Genomic DNA, 15305 nt, shown 5'->3' on the forward strand with positions numbered 1-15305 from the left:
TGATTCATGCCGCGGCCTCCGTACCGTGCCTTTCCTTGGAGGTTGCGGCATGAGTCGTACGCCCAAGGGTGGACGCCGCAAGCTCGATGCCTCGGTGCCCCCGACGTACGACGTCCCGACCCGCGAGCCCCGGTTCGATTCGCCCCGCGCGGCGCGCAACATCAAGGCACTGACGTTCGTCGCCTGGCTGGTCGGCACGGCCGGCGCCGCGACCTCGGTCATCGCCGTCGGCGCACTGTCCAACGTCAGCGCCCCGAGCTGGATCGAGCGTCCGTCCGCGGCGCTGCTGATGATCGTGTTCACGATCGGCCTGACGCACCGCGGCGGTGGGTTCATGCGCATCTGGCTGCCCATGGTGACGGTGCTTGCGGTCGCGTCCGTCGTCCTCGAGACCAACATGCTGCTGGCCGCCTCCGCCGGGGTGACGGCGATCCTTGCTGCCGTGTGGGCGGTGCTCGTGACTCGGCCGGCGCCGACGATCGTCTCCGCGACGGGTGAATACATCGTCACCTTGGTGGTCGCGCTCTCCGGCACCGTCGCGGTGGCCGCCTGGAACGCGCCGGTCGACTACCAGCGGTTCAACCTCGCGGTGCTGACGGTGTCGCTCGGGCTCGCCATCACGCTGGTCTGGAATCTCGGCGCCGGCCTCCACGGTCTCGGCCGGCAGAACGTCCTGTACCTCGCCGGTGTCGCGGCCGTGATCGTCCTGATCCTCGTCTACAGCAGCTACGTCCGGTCCAACGGCTCGCAGGCACTCGTACGTCTGATCGACGACTCGGTGATCTGGATGCGCACCCACATCGACGGCGTTCCTCGTCCGGTCGAGGTGTTCGTGGGGTTCCCGGCGCTGATCGTCGGCGTCTCCCGTCGGGCCAAGCGCCGCGACGGCTGGTGGATCCAGGTGTTCGCGGTGATCGGCACGGCGGTGCTCACGACCTCCTTGGTCACCCCCGGAGCGTTCCCGACCTACATCGGCTTCTCGACGCTCTACTCGGCGATCCTGGGTCTCGTGGTCGGCCTCGTCGTACGTCACTACGTCGTCCGCGAACCGTCGGCTCGAGCCGCCCGGGCCATCGAAGAGGTCGTACGAGTCGAACCACCTCGCTTCGCCCCACTGAAGTAGTGCGACAATTTATCCCGGCGCAGCACCTCGGTGCTGCCACCCAGGAGGGGTGCCGGAGCGGCCGATCGGAAGCGCCTTGAAAGCGCTCGCTGGCAGCAATGTCAGCCGCGGGTTCGAATCCCGCCCCCTCTGCTCCTATGAACTACAGACTCGATCGACGCTTCGTCCTGCGCCCCCTCGGCATCAACGTGATGACGCTGGGGACGTTCACGGTGGGCGCCTTCCTGCTCCCCGGCGTGTGGTCGTGGGTGTTCGGCGTCCTCGCGATCCTGCTGCTGGTCAACGCGGTGTCGATGTACGTGTGGCCCCCAGTGGTCGTACGGACGTCTGACGATGACGTACGCGTCGGTGGCCGCCTGACGGTGCGCCGCATCACGATGCCGTGGTCGCAGGTCGAGGGCGTCGACCGCGCCGACGACCGGCTCTACTTCACCCGCGGCGACGAGAACATCCTGAGCTTCCCGCTGGCGTACGTCGGCCCGCGGTGCGAGGAGCTCGTCCGCGACATCTACGACCGCCTCAACACAGCCAACGGCTACACCCGCTTCGATCCCAGCTGAGCAGTTGAACCTTGTCAGTCCCTCTGGACACTCGGCCTGGGTTTAGTTCCGTCCTTAGAGTCAGGATGGAATCAAGATGCCGAAGAGCGGGTGGGGTCAGGCGACGGATTCAAAAGTAAGGTTTGTCGAGTGACGACCGACGAATCATCCGCCTCTCTCTTCGTCATTGAGACGGCTCTTGAAGGCCTCGGCAGAATTGCTTTGGAGCAGTCCCTACTGCCCGGGATGGCTGCCACCGCTGTGCGTACAAGTCTGGGCGATGTCAATCTACGTGCGCCCGCGGAATTGGTCACCCTCTATGGGTGGCGCAATGGGACGTCGACAACAGATGTGGCCCTCGACGACATCCAGATGTTCCCGGGGTTTTATATGCTGTCTCTGGAGGACGCAATCGCCAACTATCGGGCCTTCGTCAACGACTCCCGCTGGGAACCAGATTGGCTGCCGATCTTTGCGAATGGTGGTGGCGACTTCTATCTTGTGGACCTTGCCGCGCCGAGCGGAACGGCCATGCGGCATTTTCGAATTGATGAGACGCGGCATCCAATCGAGTTTCACTCGGTCACGTCTTTTCTTAAATCGCTGGCCGAAGCGTTTGAGAGAGGGATTTTCTTCGTTGACTCGAGCGGCTACTTGGAAATGGACGACCTAGTGTTTGCGGCGCTTGCAGCCGAAGAGAATCCAGACGTGGACTGGTGGCAGACCTAGGAGTGTTGCTTCGCTGGCGCTGAGTAGCCCGCGTGACCATGTCCTCCTCTCAACGCGGAGCTACCCATGCTCCTGATTGCGAAGCACAGTGGCCAGCGACGAGGCGAGAGGTGGCGGAGGGATTTGCAGGCGATGGAGCGGTACAGGTGAGCACAAACTCGGTGCGCAACAGAATCGTCCGATCTCCAGACAAATTCGGAGAGTCGGAGGTCCTGTTTAGGGGAACAATCCGTGGAGCAAGGGTTTTGTGATGGACCGAATCGTGAGGTCAGAGTTGCACGCAATTCTGCACAGGTCGGCCGACTTGCCTGGGGTTGACCGTGCAATTGCCACGTTGGAGGCTTCGGATGCCTCCCAATTCAACGTTCGAATGATGGCAAAAGCCGATTTGCTCACGATCTATCAAAGACGTGAACGCATGGGCCAACTCACGACTATTCCTGGAGGATCGAATCTCGTGTCTGAACTCGAGAAGGTGAAGGAGTCAGAGGTCGGCATGATCGTCATTGAGACGCCCGAGGACGTGTCAAGCATTTGGTTGGATTCGGAGCTACGGGTCGTGATTGGGACCCTGACGATTTCAACTTGATGTGCACGGGTGGGAGCGATGGCGGCAGCCGCTCATGGCATCCCGCGATTCTTTGGTCGGGCTCCTATGTGAGTCCTTCAGTTCTTGGGGTGCGATGAGCGTCGGCCCCCGCGTTTGGGTGAACGGCAACCGTTACAACCGGGTCTACTTGCTCGACATGGCAACGGGGAGCGCGAAGAAGTTCACCTTGAGACGGAAGACGAACGAGATTGATCAGACAGCAGGCAATGGCGAACGATTTGGCTCAGCCTTTGTCGCCGTGTATGTCCATCCGTTCGATCTTTCGTTGGTCATCCAGATCGGAACGTCCGTGTATCCAGTGGATGGACTCACAAGGGTTTCGACGGCTCAGCATCTTGTCGGCACGTATGCAACGTTGACGATTGAACGGCCTGGCATGCGGACACGAACCATTCGTCAGCGCACGATCGCACGGGCAGTCCTTCGCGTCGTTGATCCCACCTATGACTCTCTGGACGAAAGTCTTGATGACTTTTCTGCAGACATTGTCGATGTTGTTTGTTCCCCTGAACGGCAGCAACTGATGCTTGAGACCAAGGATCCCTCGGCGGGACCTTGGGACGTGCTCAAATAGAGAATCACTGAGGTAGCAGCCAAAATAGCGCGTTGGGCGAAGGTCCGGATCTCAGACGTTCAGCTATTGCCTCTTTGAGGACCTTTACACGCCCGGCCAGGAGGTGTCGTACGCCCTCACTTGTCAGGAACGCAGCGTGGGATCCCAAGTCCGTTTGGTGGCATGGGCGAGTACTGGCTCTCGTGTCCGACCTGCAAAGTCCGGACGTTCGCGCGCCCCAGCCACGGCGGCTAGCCACGCAGCCAGCCTGGGGCGCGGGCAGTAATGGCCATGGCTTGATCAAGCCCTGGTTGCGATGCACAGTGACCAGCCACCTTGGGTGACTGGTCACTTGTGCATTGCTAGTCGCCTTTACGGCGGAGCGAGCTCCGCGATGATCACCACGCAGAAAGACCAGCCACGTTTCGTGACTGGTCTTTCGAGCATTGCTTGTCGCGCTCAGCGCGGAGCGAGCTCCGCCCTTGGTCACCATGCAGAAGGACCAGCCACGTTTCGCGGCTGGTCCTTCTAGCTTTGCTAGTCGCCTTTGCGGCGGAGGTGGCGAGATTTGAACTCGCGAGAGGTTTAAACCTCAACCCGCTTAGCAGGCGGGCGCACTAGGCCACTATGCGACACCTCCCCGCTGCCTGCCGAAACAGACAACCGGAACAGGATACCGACCGCGAGGCGCTGCCGACGAATCGGGACCGAGACGCAGGCGCTTCAACTAGTCTCGCCGTGTGACGACAAAGATCGCCGTGGTGGGGCTCGGGTACGTAGGACTCTCCATCGCCGTGCTGCTCGCCCAGCACAACGACGTCGTTGGGGTCGAGATCGACGCCGACAAGGTGCGCGACCTCGAAGCAGGCCGCAGCCCGATCCACGATCCCGAGATCGAGGCGTACCTCGCCACGGGTGACTTGCGGCTGACGTTCACGCAGGACGCCGCGAGCGCGTACGCCGACGCCGAGTTCGTGGTCATTGCGACACCGACCGACTACGACCCCGTGACCAACTCGTTCAACACCGAGAGCGTCGACGGCGTCATCGCCGAGGTCACCAAGATCCGCCCCGAGGCGACGATGGTCATCAAGTCGACGATCCCGGTCGGCTTCGTCCTCGACGCCCGTGAACGGCTCGGAACCGACAACGTGATCTTCTCGCCGGAGTTCCTCCGCGAGGGCAAGGCGCTGCACGACAACCTCCACCCGTCGCGCATCGTCGTCGGCGAGGAGAGCGACCGTGCACAGCAGTTTGCTGACCTCCTGGTGCAGGGCGCACTCGACAAGGACTGCCCCGTGCTCCTCACGGCTCCGACTGAGGCCGAGGCGATCAAGCTGTTCGCCAACACCTACCTCGCGATGCGCGTCGCCTACTTCAACGAGCTCGACTCGTTCGCGATCGGCCGCGGGCTCTCCAGCCGACAGATCATCGAAGGCGTCGGCCTCGATCCGCGCATCGGCAACTACTACAACAACCCGTCGTTCGGCTATGGCGGCTACTGCCTGCCCAAGGACACCAAGCAGCTCCTCGCCAACTACCAGGACGTTCCGCAGACGCTGATCGGTGCGATCGTCGACGCCAACCGCACCCGCAAGGACTTCGTCGCCGCCGACATCCTGCGCCGCAACCCCAAGGTCGTCGGCATCCACCGGCTGATCATGAAGTCGGGCTCGGACAACTTCCGCGAGAGCAGCGTGCAGGGCATCATGAAGCGGCTCAAGGCCAAGGGCACCGAGATCGTGCTGTACGAGCCCGAGCTCGACGTCGACGAGTTCTTCGGCTCACCCGTCGTACGTGATCTCGCCGCGTTCAAGCAGCAAGCCGACGTCATCGTCGCCAACCGACTCGTCGACGAGCTCCACGACGTACGCGACCGCGTCTACACCCGCGACCTCTTCGGCTCTGACTGAGACCGTGACCGTGATGTATGGATACGACGAAGGCGTGCTTCATGCGCGTCTTGGACAACTGGACCGGACCCAGAAGACGGTCTTCGCAGCGGCCTGTGCACAACGAGCCGAGCCACTCTTCAGACGATTTGTCGAGACTTCAGGCTTGGGTGATGTGGACATCCTGCATTCCGTTCTGGAGAACGTCTGGACAGTTGCAGCCGGCGATCCGTTGGATCTTCATGAGGATCAACGCCGGGCGGAGGATCAGGTGCCCATCGAAGACGACTCTTGGATCATTGAGTCGGGCTACGGCCAGAACGCCGCGGCATGCACTGCGTACGCGGTCCGAACGTGGCTGACGGACGATCCGCAGGAGGCTGTCTGGGCTGCACGTCAGATCTATGAGGTCGCCGACTACGCAGCGCAGAACGCCGACGCTTCCATCGACTTGAACGATCTTGCCGTGGAATCTCGTCTTCTTGCGACAGCTATTGTCCAATCGGCGCTCAGGGGCATCGATGATGATTTGGGGCGTGCCGAGTCCGACCTAGACATACTTGCTCTCCGAGATATCGCCATGCGTGAAGGCCTTGAATGGTCGTTGTCGTTTCCGTAGACGATTAGGTCCAGGCGAGCAGCACGGCCCCGGCACCGACCAGCACGACGCCGATCCACTGCTTGGGCTGCAGGTGCTCGCCCAGCAGGGTGACGCCGAATATCGCGACCAGCACCACGCTGAGCTTGTCGACCGGTGCGACCGCCGCGGCCGGCCCGAGCTTGAGGGCCCGGAAGTAGCAGATCCACGAGGCACCCGTGGCGAGCCCCGACAGGATCAGGAACACCCAGGTCTTGGTCGTCAGCGGCCCCGGCGAGTGCAGCTTGCCCAGTGCGAGCAGGATCAGGCCGAGCGTGATCAGGATGACGATCGTACGGATGAACGTCGCGACGTCGGAGTCGACCTTCTCGACGCCGACCTTCGCGAAGATCGCGGTGAGCGCGGCGAAGAACGCCGAGAGCAGAGCCCAGAACGGCCACGAGTCGATCAATGACGAATCCATGGGATCCCTTCGTTTCTCGACGGCGCGCGGCTCGATCCGTCAGGATCAGCCTATGCGCGTCAGCCACCTGAACTGCGGAACCATGAACCCACCGACGATGTCGCCCATCGTCTGTCACGTGTTGCTGTGCGAGACCGACGACGGACTGGTGCTGGTCGACAGCGGCCTGGGCCGCGCCGACTTCGCCGATCCCCAGCGGATGGGACCAGCGCGGTTCCTCACCCGCCCCGCTCGCAAGGACTCCGAGACCGCCGCCGCCCAGGTCGAGGCACGCGGGCACCAGCTGTCGGACGTGAAGCACATCGTGCTCACCCACATGGACTTCGACCACATCGGCGGTGCCGCCGACTTCCCCGACGCCGTGATCCACACGACGGCCGACGAGTACGACTGGGCCGTGGCCAACCCCGACTTCACCTCCAAGCAGCGCTACTCGCAGAAGCAGTGGGCGTACGGCCCGCGCTTCGAGCAGCACGCGGGACCCGGCGACAGCTGGAAGCTCGGCCTCACCGGCATCGAGGTCCTGCCCGGCATCACGTACGTACCGATGCCGGGTCACACCAAGGGTCATGCGGCCGTGGCGGTCGAGCCCGATGGAGGCGGCATCTTGTTCCACGCCGGCGACGCGGTCTTCGATGCCAGCACCTACACGCCGACAACTCCGTCCGGGAAGTCTCTGGACAAGATCGGCAAGCTCCGCGCGTTCGAGAAGGTCATGGCGCAGGACCGCAAGAAGCTCGCCGGCAACCACGAGACCCTCTCGCGCCTCAACGGCGAGGACGGCGTCACGGTCTTCAACGCGCACGACAAGCGGATCCTCGACGAGCTGGCCGGCTGACGTGTCCTCCTTGCTGACCTGAAGTGGGGTCCACCGTGAGGCCTGCCACGTTCACTCGACTTGGCTGCGCAAACGGGTGGACCATGAGAGAGCGCGAATGATTGCGTCGCGCAACTATTCTGCTAGGAACTGTTGTGACCACTCCTGCCCGCCGCACCCACTACTGGGTGTCCTTCTCCCTGCTCGCCGTCGCCGTCGGGTCATTCACGCTGATGCAGTCGATGACCGTCCCCGTCCTGTCGCGCATCGAGACCGAGCTCGACACCGACCAGAGCACCGTCACCTGGGTGCTGACGGCCTACCTGCTGTCAGCCTCGGTCTTCACCCCGATCATCGGCCGGCTCGGTGACGCGGTCGGCAAGAAGCGGATGATCGTGGTCTCGCTGGCGGCGCTCTCGATCGGCTCGCTGGTCGCGGCCCTCGCGCCGAGCATCGGCGTCATGATCGTGGCGCGCGTCGTCCAGGGCGTCGGAGGCGGCGTCTTCCCGCTGTCGTTCGGCATCATCCGTGACGAGTTCCCGGAGAGCAAGGTGGCGAGCGCGGTGAGCTTCATCGCGTCCCTCGGAGCCGTCGGCTTCGGCGTCGGCATCGTGATCGCCGGCCCGATCGTCAACGGCCTCGGCTACGCGTGGCTGTTCTGGTTGCCGATGATCGTCACGGCCGTGGCTGCCGTCGGCGCTGCGGTGTTCATCCCGGAGTCGCCCGTGCGTACGCCCGGTCGCATCCCGCTGCTGCCTGCCGTGCTGCTGTCGGCATGGCTGGTCTGCCTGCTCCTCGCACTGAGCCAGGCCCACGAGTGGGGCTGGGGTTCGCCGAGGTTCATCGGTCTCACGGCTGCAGCGGCGCTTCTCGCGGCAGGCTGGGTCGCGCTCGAGCACCACGTACCCGTGCCGCTGATCGACATGCACATGATGAAGCTCAAGGGTGTGTGGACGACCAACCTGGTCGCGCTGCTGGTCGGCGTCGGCATGTACGCCTCGTTCGGATTCCTGCCGCAGTTCATCCAGACGCCGTCCTCGGCCGGATACGGTCTCGGCGCATCCGTGACCGAGTCAGGGCTGGTGCTGCTGCCGATGGCGGTCGCGTCGTTCCTCACCGGCATCGTCTCTGCCCCGATCGCCCGTCGCGTCGGCCCGAAGCTCGTCGTCGTGATCGGGTGCCTGATCGGTGCCGCGGGCATGACGCTCACGGCGCTGGTGCACGACACCAAGGTCCAGCTCATGACGTCGGCCGGGCTGACCGGGCTGGGCGTCGGCCTGGCGTTCGCCTGCCTCGCAACCCTCATCGTCGCGGCCGTCCCTCCCGAGCAGACCGGTGTCGCCAGCGGCATGAACACCAACATCCGGACCATCGGCGGATCGATCGGCTCGGCCGTGATGGCGAGCATCGTCACGGCGCACGTCTTCACCAACGGGTTGCCGCACGAGAAGGGCTACACGATCGGCTTCCTGGTGCTCGCCGGGACCATGCTGCTCGCGGCTGTCGCCGGACTGACGATCCCCACGGTGTCGGGTCGCCGCAACGAGGAGCGGCTGCTCAAGGAGCCCGTCGACCGCGAGCTCGCCATCATGAGCGCCTGACCCCCTACATACTGGGCGAGGAACAGCCCGTCCTCCCTGGGAGTTGAAGAAGGTATGAAGAACGTCGGCTTCCTGTCCTTCGGCCACTACCAGTCGGTGCCGGGGTCAGTGACGCGTACGGCCGGCGACGTGCTGCTGCAGTCGATCGACCTGGCCGTCGCGGCCGAGGAGCTGGGCCTCGACGGTGCCTACTTCCGGGTGCACCACTTCGCGCGCCAGCTGGCCTCGCCGTTCCCGCTGCTGGCTGCGGTCGGTGCGCGTACGTCGCGGATCGAGATCGGCACCGGCGTCATCGACATGCGGTACGAGAACCCGCTCTACATGGCCGAAGACGCCGCCGCGGCAGATCTCATCAGCGAGGGCCGCCTCCAGCTCGGCATCAGTCGCGGGTCACCCGAGACTGCGCTGCGCGGGTACGAGGCGTTCGGTCACGTGCCGGGCGACGAGCAGAGCGACGCCGACATGGCGCGTGCGCACACCGAGATCTTCCGTCAGGCCATTGCGGGCGCCGGCGTGGTGCTGTCGGACCCGAAGATGACGGGCCAGTCCGTGCCGCTTCCCGTCATGCCGCAGTCACCCGGGCTGTCCGACCGGATCTGGTGGGGCTCCGGTACGCGTGCGACGGCCGAGTGGACCGCGCAGCAGGGCATGAACCTGATGAGCTCGACTCTGCTGACCGAGGACACCGGGGTGCCGTTCGACGAGCTCCAGCGCGAGCAGATCCAGCGTTTCCGAAGCGAGTGGGCCAAGGCCGGCTGGGAGCGAGAGCCGCGCGTGTCGGTCAGCCGCAGCGTCATCCCGCTCCTTGATGCGACCGACCGGAAGTACTTCGGCGAGCGCAGCGGCGAGGACCAGCTAGGACACCTCGACGGCGGCATCGCCCGTTTCGGCAAGTCGTACGTCGGCGAGCCCGACGTGCTGGCCGAAGAGCTGTCCAAGGATGTGGCCGTACGCGAGGCGGACTCGGTGCTGCTCACGGTCCCCAACCAGCTCGGCGTGGACTACAACGCCCGGCTCCTCGGCGCACTCGCCGAGCATGTGCTGCCGGCGATCGGCTGGAAGTCCCGCCTCTGAACACAAAGAAGTGCCCCGGACCACGGGTCCGGGGCACTTCCATGTCGTTGATCAGCCTTCGAGGCGAGCCTTCAGGCCATCGAGCTCGGTCCAGAGGACGGCAGGCAGGGTGTCGCCGAACTGCTCGAACCACTCGTTGATCTGCGGGATCTCGGTCTTCCACTCGTCGACGTCGACCTTGAGCGCCTTCTCGAGCTGCTCTGTCGTGACGTCGAGTCCGTCGGTGTCGATCGACGAGGCCGGCGGGACGAGACCGATTGGCGTCTCGCGCGCCTCGACCTTGCCTTCGACGCGATCGATGACGTACTTGAGGATGCGGCTGTTCTCGCCGAAGCCCGGCCACAGGAAGCCGCCGTCCTCGTCGCGGCGGAACCAGTTGACGTAGAAGATCTTGGGGAACTTCGACTCGTCGTTGTTCTTGGCCATGTTGATCCAGTGACCGAAGTAGTCACCCGCGTCGTAGCCGATGAACGGCAGCATCGCCATCGGGTCGCGGCGGACGACGCCGACAGCGCCAGTCGCGGCGGCGGTGGTCTCCGAGGAGAGCGTGGCACCCATGAACGTTCCGTGGGTCCAGTCACGGGCCTCCGTGACGAGGGGGATCGTCGTCTTGCGGCGGCCACCGAACAGGATCGCATCGAGTGGGACGCCGTTGGGGTCGTCGTACTCGTCAGCCAGGATCGGGCACTGCTTGATCGGGGTGCAGAAGCGGCTGTTGGCGTGGCTCGACAGCTGGTCGCTCTCGGGGGTCCAGTCGTTGCCCTTCCAGTCGGTGAGGTGGGCCGGCGGCTCGTCCGTCATGCCCTCCCACCAGATGTCGCCGTCGTCGGTCAGGGCGACGTTGGTGAAGACCGAGTTGCCCTGCTCGATCGTGCGCATCGCGTTGGCGTTGGTGTCCCAGCCGGTGCCCGGTGCCACACCGAACAGGCCGAACTCGGGGTTGACGGCATACAGGCGGCCATCGGCACCGACCCGGATCCAGGCGATGTCGTCGCCGATCGTCTCGACCTTCCATCCCGGGATCGTGGGCTCGACCATCGCGAGGTTGGTCTTGCCACATGCGCTCGGGAAGCCGGCGGCGATGTACTTGACGACGCCCTCGGGGTTGGTGAGCTTGAGGATCAGCATGTGCTCGGCCATCCAGCCCTCGTCGCGGCCCATGACCGAGGCGATGCGGAGCGCGTAGCACTTCTTGCCGAGGAGGGCGTTTCCACCGTACGAGGATCCGTAGGACCAGATCATGCGCTCTTCGGGGAACTGCACGATGTACTTGGTGTCGTTGCACGGCCACGGCACGTCGGTGGCGCCGTCGACCAGCGGTGAGCCGAACGAGTGCAGCGCGGGGACGTAGTCGGCCTCGGTCTCCTCGATCTTGCTGAGGACGTCCTTGCCGATGCGGGCCATGACGGTCATCGAGGCGACGACGTAGGCGGAGTCGGTGATCTCGACGCCGAACATCGGGTGCTCGGACTCGAGGTGGCCCATGACGAACGGGATGACGTACATCGTGCGGCCCTGCATGCAGCCGTCATACAGATCAGTCATGATCTGCTTCATCTCGGCGGGCGCCATCCAGTTGTTGGTGGGGCCGGCGTCCTTCTCATCGACCGAGCAGATGAACGTACGGTCCTCGACGCGGGCCACGTCGTTGGGGTCGGAGGCGCAGTAGAACGAGTTGGGCTTCTTTTCAGCGTTGAGGCGCTTGAAGGTTCCTGCTTCGACGAGCTTGTCGGTGATGGTCACCCACTCTTCGGGCGATCCTTCACACCAGTAGATCTCGGCGGGTTTTGTCAGGGCGGCTACTTCGTCGACCCAGTTTTGGAGCTTCGCGTAGGTCGAACGGTAGGTCGTGCTGGTCTCTACAGGCATGTGTGAACTTTTCCTTCTCGCGCATCGCGAACCAAGCGCATTGATTCGCACTTCCCGGGAATCGACGTGTCGCCCGGGATAGCTGATGTGTGATTGTCCCGTCACCGACCGGCGATGACGATCAAATGACTGTACGCCGGTCCGGTGGGCATCGCGACGGCGAGAATGGGTGAACATGGTCACATCTGGCCGTGATTCCGGACCCTCGTCAGACCGGATTTTCGCTGGGCTCGGGGCCACGCTAGAATCAGCGAGGCCCTTCGGGGCCGGGCGCCCGTAGCTCAACGGATAGAGCATCTGACTACGGATCAGAAGGTTAGGGGTTCGAATCCCTTCGGGCGCGCAGAGCAAAGCCCCCGACGCATGACGCGGCGGGGGCTTCGTCGTTCCTATGGGGTCTTCTTGGCCGGCGCCTTCTTCGCGGGAGCCTTCTTGGCGGGGGCCTTTTTCGCGGGTGTCTTCTTGGCCGCAGCCTTCTTCGCCGGTGCTGCCTTCGTGGCGGCCGGAGCGGACTTCGCAGCCGGTGTCGCGGGCTTGGCGGGAGGTGTCGGCGTGGGGCGGGGCTGCGTGTAGGACGGCGTGGGCGTGCTGGTGGCGAGCTTGCGTACGGCGGCGAACGCGGCAGCACCCGCACCCGTCACGAGGCCGAGGAGCGCGACCTTCTTGACCTTGCCGCGCTTCTTCTTGGGCTTCACGCCCTCGGGCAACCGCTCGGTGACGCCGTCGGGGAGCTTGTCGATCAGCTCACCGCGCATCTCGAGCAGCTGCTTGCGGTCGGGGAGCAGGTCCCAGAGCTCCTCCTTGCTGGGGAGCCGGTCCTTGAGCTCGTCGCGGTCGGGCAGCTTGTCCTTGACCTGGTCGCGGAGGCCGGGCGCGCGGTCGACGAGATCCTTGGCCTGATCGGCGAGATCGTCGATCTGGGCCTCGATCTTGTCGCGGATGCTCTTCTTGAACTTCATGTGCTCTCCTCTTGCTCGTAGGCGCGCCCGTGTGAGTCATCGTGTCAGTCCCGCGACCGTCATTCCAGCCGTACGTCCGCCGGGTCCTTGTCGGTACGTACCCCGCGCCAGCTCGGATGACGCAGGTTTCCGCTGTGCGTCCACTCACCGAAGGCCACTTCGCCCACGATCTTGGGCGTGACCCACCGGGCGTCACGGCTGACGTCGCGGGGCGCATCGACGAATGGGCTGGTCTTGCGTTCGAGCGGCGTCAGGGTCTTGAGCAGGTCGGCGAGCACGCGCTGCGTGAACCCGGTGCCGACCTTGCCGACATACGTCAAGCCGTCGTCGCCCGGGATGCCCAGCAGCAGCGAGCCGATCTGACCGGACCGTGCTCCGCCGCCCGGCTTCCATCCGCCGATCACGACCTCCTGCATGCGCTGGTGCTTGATCTTGATCCATGACGACGACCGCTTCTCGCCGACGTAACGGCTCTCGCGGCGCTTGGCGATGACGCCCTCGAGGCCGAGCTTCTTGCTCGACGCGATGGCCTTGGCGAGCGTGCCGTCGTAGGCGGGCGGCACCAGGATCGTGTGGCCGTCGTCGACGTCGAGCTTGCTGAGTGCCCTGCGCCGGTCGACGTAGTGGTCGTTGCGCAGACCCTCTCCCTTGTGCGAGAGCAGGTCGAAGACCATGTACGTCGCCTCGACGCGCTCGGCCGCCGCCGCGACGTCAGCCGGCCGCGTGAGACCCATCCGCTGCTGCAGCAGCCCGAAGTCGGGAGCGCCGTCGTCGTTGAGCGCAACGATCTCACCGTCGAGGATCGCGTCGTCGAGTCCCAGCTCGGCGAGCGCGTCCACGACCTCGGGGTAGGCGACCGTGACGTCGTTGCGATTGCGGGTGAACAGCCCGATCTCCTCGCCGTCGACGACTGCGATGGCCCGGATGCCGTCCCACTTCATCTCGAACGCCCAGTCGGACTCATCCTCGAGATCGCCCGGCGCGCCGAGCGTCGCCAGCATCGGCGGCACGAACTTCGCGGCGAGCCCACCGGTTGCCTTCTTGGCCGGCGCCGCCTTTCGCGCCGGGGCGGTCCTCCGCGACGGCTTGTCCTGCATCAGGTGGATCAGCCAGTTCTTGCCGGTCTTGATCAGCGCGTACTTCGGCGTGCCCTCGAGCTCGCCCTTGGTGCCGGTCAGCGTCACGATGACCTCGTCGTCGCGCCACTTCTCCAGCTCGTACGTGCCCGTGTCCCAGATCCACGACTTGCCGGCGCCGTACTCGCCCTTGGGGATCGTCCCCTCGAACGTGGCGTACTCGAGTGGATGGTCCTCGGTCTGCACGGCGAGGTGGTTCTTGGACGGGTCGGTCGGCACCCCCTTGGGCAGCGCCCACGACACCAGCACGCCCTCGTGCTCGAGCCGGAAGTCCCAGTGCAGGGCACTGGCGTGGTGCTCCTGGATCACGAAGGTGTTGCCTTCGCCCGGGACGGGACTGCCGATCGGCACGGGCTCCGGCGTCTTGGAGCCGTCGCGCTTCGCCCGGTAGTCGACGAGCCGATCCGTGACCGGCGTCGTACCGACGAGATGAGCCATCGGATCCTTGCGCTTCTTCATCCGCGCCAGCACGTCATCCATGGAGAGCTGGCGGAGATCGGGGTCGTCGAGCTCTTTCCACGTACGCGGTGTCGCGACGTGGGGCTCCGGGGTGCCGCGCAGCGAGTAGGGCGCGATGGTCGTCTTGGACGCGTTGTTCTGGCTCCAGTCGACCAGCACCTTGTCCTTGCGCAGGCTCCGCTTCATGTCGCTGACGACGAGCTTGGGCAGCTCCGACTCGAGCTCGCGGGCGAGCTGGTGCGCGAATGCGTTGACGTAGCCGGCGTCCTGCGAGCCGTCGAGACCGGCGTACAGGTGGATGCCCTTGCTGCCGCTGGTGACGGGCACGGCCTCGAGGCCGATGTCCTGCAACATCTGGCGAGCGACCCGGGCCACTTCGACGCACTCCTGCAACCCGGCACCGGGACCCGGATCGAGGTCGAGCACCAGCCGGTCGGGGTTCTGTGGTGTGCCGCGCCGATTGGCCTTCCACTGCGGGATGTGGAGCTCGAGCGCCGCGACCTGGCCCGCCCACGCGAGAGCGGCGGCACTGGTGAACACGGGATAGTCCTTGGTGTCCTTGCTGTGCTGGATCGTGACACGACGGATCCAGCTCGGCGCCGAGCTGGGCAGGTTCTTCTCAAAGAAGATCTCGCCGGGCTTGTCGGCTGTGCCGACGCCGTTGACCCAGCGCTTGCGAGTAGTCGTACGGTCCGCAAGGTGCGGGAGGATGATCGGTGCGATCTCGACGTAGTAGTTGATGACCTCGGCCTTGGTCGTGCCTGTCAGCGGATAGATGACCTTGTCGGGGTTGGTCAGGCGCAGCCGATGGCCCGCGATCGACACGGTCTGCGGCGCCTCGGCCATCGGTGGGTCCTCTCCGTCCGTGCCCACGGTAGTGGAC

Annotated in this window: 14 protein-coding genes and 3 tRNA genes; 12 read left to right on the plus strand and 5 right to left on the minus strand. The window is 64.8% G+C overall.

Annotation, left to right across the window (positions count from 1 at the left end; genetic code table 11):
• Nucleotides 1-49 precede the first annotated feature (49 nt).
• The 6 genes from ABD683_RS08015 (at nt 50) to ABD683_RS08040 (ending at nt 3575) form a co-directional block, all read left to right on the plus strand.
• Entirely contained in the window at nt 50-1123 is a 1074-nt protein-coding gene (locus ABD683_RS08015) for a hypothetical protein (RefSeq protein ID WP_344768873.1), read from the plus strand.
• A gap of 43 nt (nt 1124-1166) precedes the next feature.
• Nucleotides 1167-1255: transfer RNA gene (locus ABD683_RS08020), tRNA-Ser, on the plus strand.
• Nucleotides 1256-1260: 5 nt separating this feature from the next.
• On the plus strand, nt 1261-1683 hold the full coding sequence (locus ABD683_RS08025) for a hypothetical protein (protein WP_344768875.1): 423 nt from the start codon (nt 1261-1263) through the stop codon (nt 1681-1683).
• 129 nt (nt 1684-1812) lie between these two features.
• The gene (locus tag ABD683_RS08030) at nt 1813-2391 is read left to right on the plus strand and encodes an SMI1/KNR4 family protein (RefSeq protein WP_344768876.1); all 579 of its coding nucleotides are present in this window, start codon (nt 1813-1815) and stop codon (nt 2389-2391) included.
• Between the two features lie 250 nt (nt 2392-2641).
• Complete coding sequence (locus tag ABD683_RS08035) at nt 2642-2980, plus strand: hypothetical protein (RefSeq protein WP_344768878.1); 339 nt, start codon at nt 2642-2644, stop codon at nt 2978-2980.
• Between the two features lie 94 nt (nt 2981-3074).
• Nucleotides 3075-3575: a hypothetical protein gene (locus ABD683_RS08040; RefSeq protein WP_344768879.1), complete on the plus strand. Its 501-nt coding sequence runs from the start codon at nt 3075-3077 to the stop codon at nt 3573-3575.
• A 532-nt stretch (nt 3576-4107) separates the two neighbouring features.
• Here ABD683_RS08040 and ABD683_RS08045 read toward each other — a convergent pair.
• Nucleotides 4108-4194: transfer RNA gene (locus ABD683_RS08045), tRNA-Ser, on the minus strand.
• Between the two features lie 100 nt (nt 4195-4294).
• On the opposite strand from ABD683_RS08045, the gene ABD683_RS08050 reads away from it, so the two are divergent.
• Together ABD683_RS08050 and ABD683_RS08055 are read left to right on the plus strand one after the other, a co-directional pair.
• Nucleotides 4295-5467, plus strand: coding sequence for a nucleotide sugar dehydrogenase (locus tag ABD683_RS08050; protein WP_344768880.1), 1173 nt, complete (start codon nt 4295-4297; stop codon nt 5465-5467).
• A gap of 13 nt (nt 5468-5480) precedes the next feature.
• Nucleotides 5481-6065, plus strand: coding sequence for a DUF416 family protein (locus ABD683_RS08055; RefSeq protein ID WP_344771582.1), 585 nt, complete (start codon nt 5481-5483; stop codon nt 6063-6065).
• A gap of 4 nt (nt 6066-6069) precedes the next feature.
• Here ABD683_RS08055 and ABD683_RS08060 read toward each other — a convergent pair whose 3' ends face one another.
• Nucleotides 6070-6507, minus strand: a complete 438-nt coding sequence (locus ABD683_RS08060; RefSeq protein WP_344768882.1) for an EamA family transporter — start codon at nt 6505-6507, stop codon at nt 6070-6072.
• Between the two features lie 52 nt (nt 6508-6559).
• Between ABD683_RS08060 and ABD683_RS08065 the strand changes: the two genes are divergently transcribed.
• The 3 genes from ABD683_RS08065 (at nt 6560) to ABD683_RS08075 (ending at nt 9999) form a co-directional block, all read left to right on the plus strand.
• The gene (locus ABD683_RS08065; protein ID WP_344768884.1) at nt 6560-7345 is read left to right on the plus strand and encodes an MBL fold metallo-hydrolase; all 786 of its coding nucleotides are present in this window, start codon (nt 6560-6562) and stop codon (nt 7343-7345) included.
• Between the two features lie 134 nt (nt 7346-7479).
• On the plus strand, nt 7480-8925 hold the full coding sequence (locus ABD683_RS08070; RefSeq protein WP_344768886.1) for an MFS transporter: 1446 nt from the start codon (nt 7480-7482) through the stop codon (nt 8923-8925).
• Nucleotides 8926-8979: 54 nt separating this feature from the next.
• Nucleotides 8980-9999, plus strand: a complete 1020-nt coding sequence (locus tag ABD683_RS08075) for an LLM class flavin-dependent oxidoreductase (RefSeq protein ID WP_344768888.1) — start codon at nt 8980-8982, stop codon at nt 9997-9999.
• A gap of 51 nt (nt 10000-10050) precedes the next feature.
• On the opposite strand, the gene ABD683_RS08080 is transcribed toward ABD683_RS08075, so the two are convergent.
• Entirely contained in the window at nt 10051-11868 is a 1818-nt protein-coding gene (locus ABD683_RS08080; RefSeq protein ID WP_344768890.1) for a phosphoenolpyruvate carboxykinase (GTP), read from the minus strand.
• Between the two features lie 270 nt (nt 11869-12138).
• Here ABD683_RS08080 and ABD683_RS08085 point away from each other — a divergent pair.
• Nucleotides 12139-12211 (plus strand) — tRNA-Arg (locus tag ABD683_RS08085).
• Between the two features lie 46 nt (nt 12212-12257).
• Here the strand turns inward: ABD683_RS08085 and ABD683_RS08090 are convergent.
• Both ABD683_RS08090 and ABD683_RS08095 read right to left on the minus strand, forming a co-directional pair.
• Entirely contained in the window at nt 12258-12827 is a 570-nt protein-coding gene (locus ABD683_RS08090) for a hypothetical protein (protein WP_344768892.1), read from the minus strand.
• A gap of 59 nt (nt 12828-12886) precedes the next feature.
• Nucleotides 12887-15295: an ATP-dependent DNA ligase gene (locus ABD683_RS08095; protein WP_344768894.1), complete on the minus strand. Its 2409-nt coding sequence runs from the start codon at nt 15293-15295 to the stop codon at nt 12887-12889.
• Nucleotides 15296-15305 lie beyond the last annotated feature (10 nt).

Source organism: Aeromicrobium panaciterrae, assembly GCF_039537165.1.
GTDB classification, from domain to species: Bacteria; Actinomycetota; Actinomycetes; order Propionibacteriales; family Nocardioidaceae; genus Aeromicrobium; species Aeromicrobium panaciterrae.

What these genes read in the sequence shown, in the direction of transcription:
- ABD683_RS08080 (WP_344768890.1), bottom strand. Translation starts at nt 11,868, where the DNA reads ATGCCTGTAGAGACCAGCACGACCTACCGTTCGACCTACGCGAAGCTC.
- ABD683_RS08075 (WP_344768888.1), top strand. Translation starts at nt 8,980, where the DNA reads ATGAAGAACGTCGGCTTCCTGTCCTTCGGCCACTACCAGTCGGTGCCG.
- ABD683_RS08025 (WP_344768875.1), top strand. Translation starts at nt 1,261, where the DNA reads ATGAACTACAGACTCGATCGACGCTTCGTCCTGCGCCCCCTCGGCATC.
- ABD683_RS08055 (WP_344771582.1), top strand. Translation starts at nt 5,481, where the DNA reads ATGTATGGATACGACGAAGGCGTGCTTCATGCGCGTCTTGGACAACTG.
- ABD683_RS08060 (WP_344768882.1), bottom strand. Translation starts at nt 6,507, where the DNA reads ATGGATTCGTCATTGATCGACTCGTGGCCGTTCTGGGCTCTGCTCTCG.
- ABD683_RS08035 (WP_344768878.1), top strand. Translation starts at nt 2,642, where the DNA reads ATGGACCGAATCGTGAGGTCAGAGTTGCACGCAATTCTGCACAGGTCG.
- ABD683_RS08040 (WP_344768879.1), top strand. Translation starts at nt 3,075, where the DNA reads ATGAGCGTCGGCCCCCGCGTTTGGGTGAACGGCAACCGTTACAACCGG.
- ABD683_RS08065 (WP_344768884.1), top strand. Translation starts at nt 6,560, where the DNA reads ATGCGCGTCAGCCACCTGAACTGCGGAACCATGAACCCACCGACGATG.
- ABD683_RS08015 (WP_344768873.1), top strand. Translation starts at nt 50, where the DNA reads ATGAGTCGTACGCCCAAGGGTGGACGCCGCAAGCTCGATGCCTCGGTG.
- ABD683_RS08090 (WP_344768892.1), bottom strand. Translation starts at nt 12,827, where the DNA reads ATGAAGTTCAAGAAGAGCATCCGCGACAAGATCGAGGCCCAGATCGAC.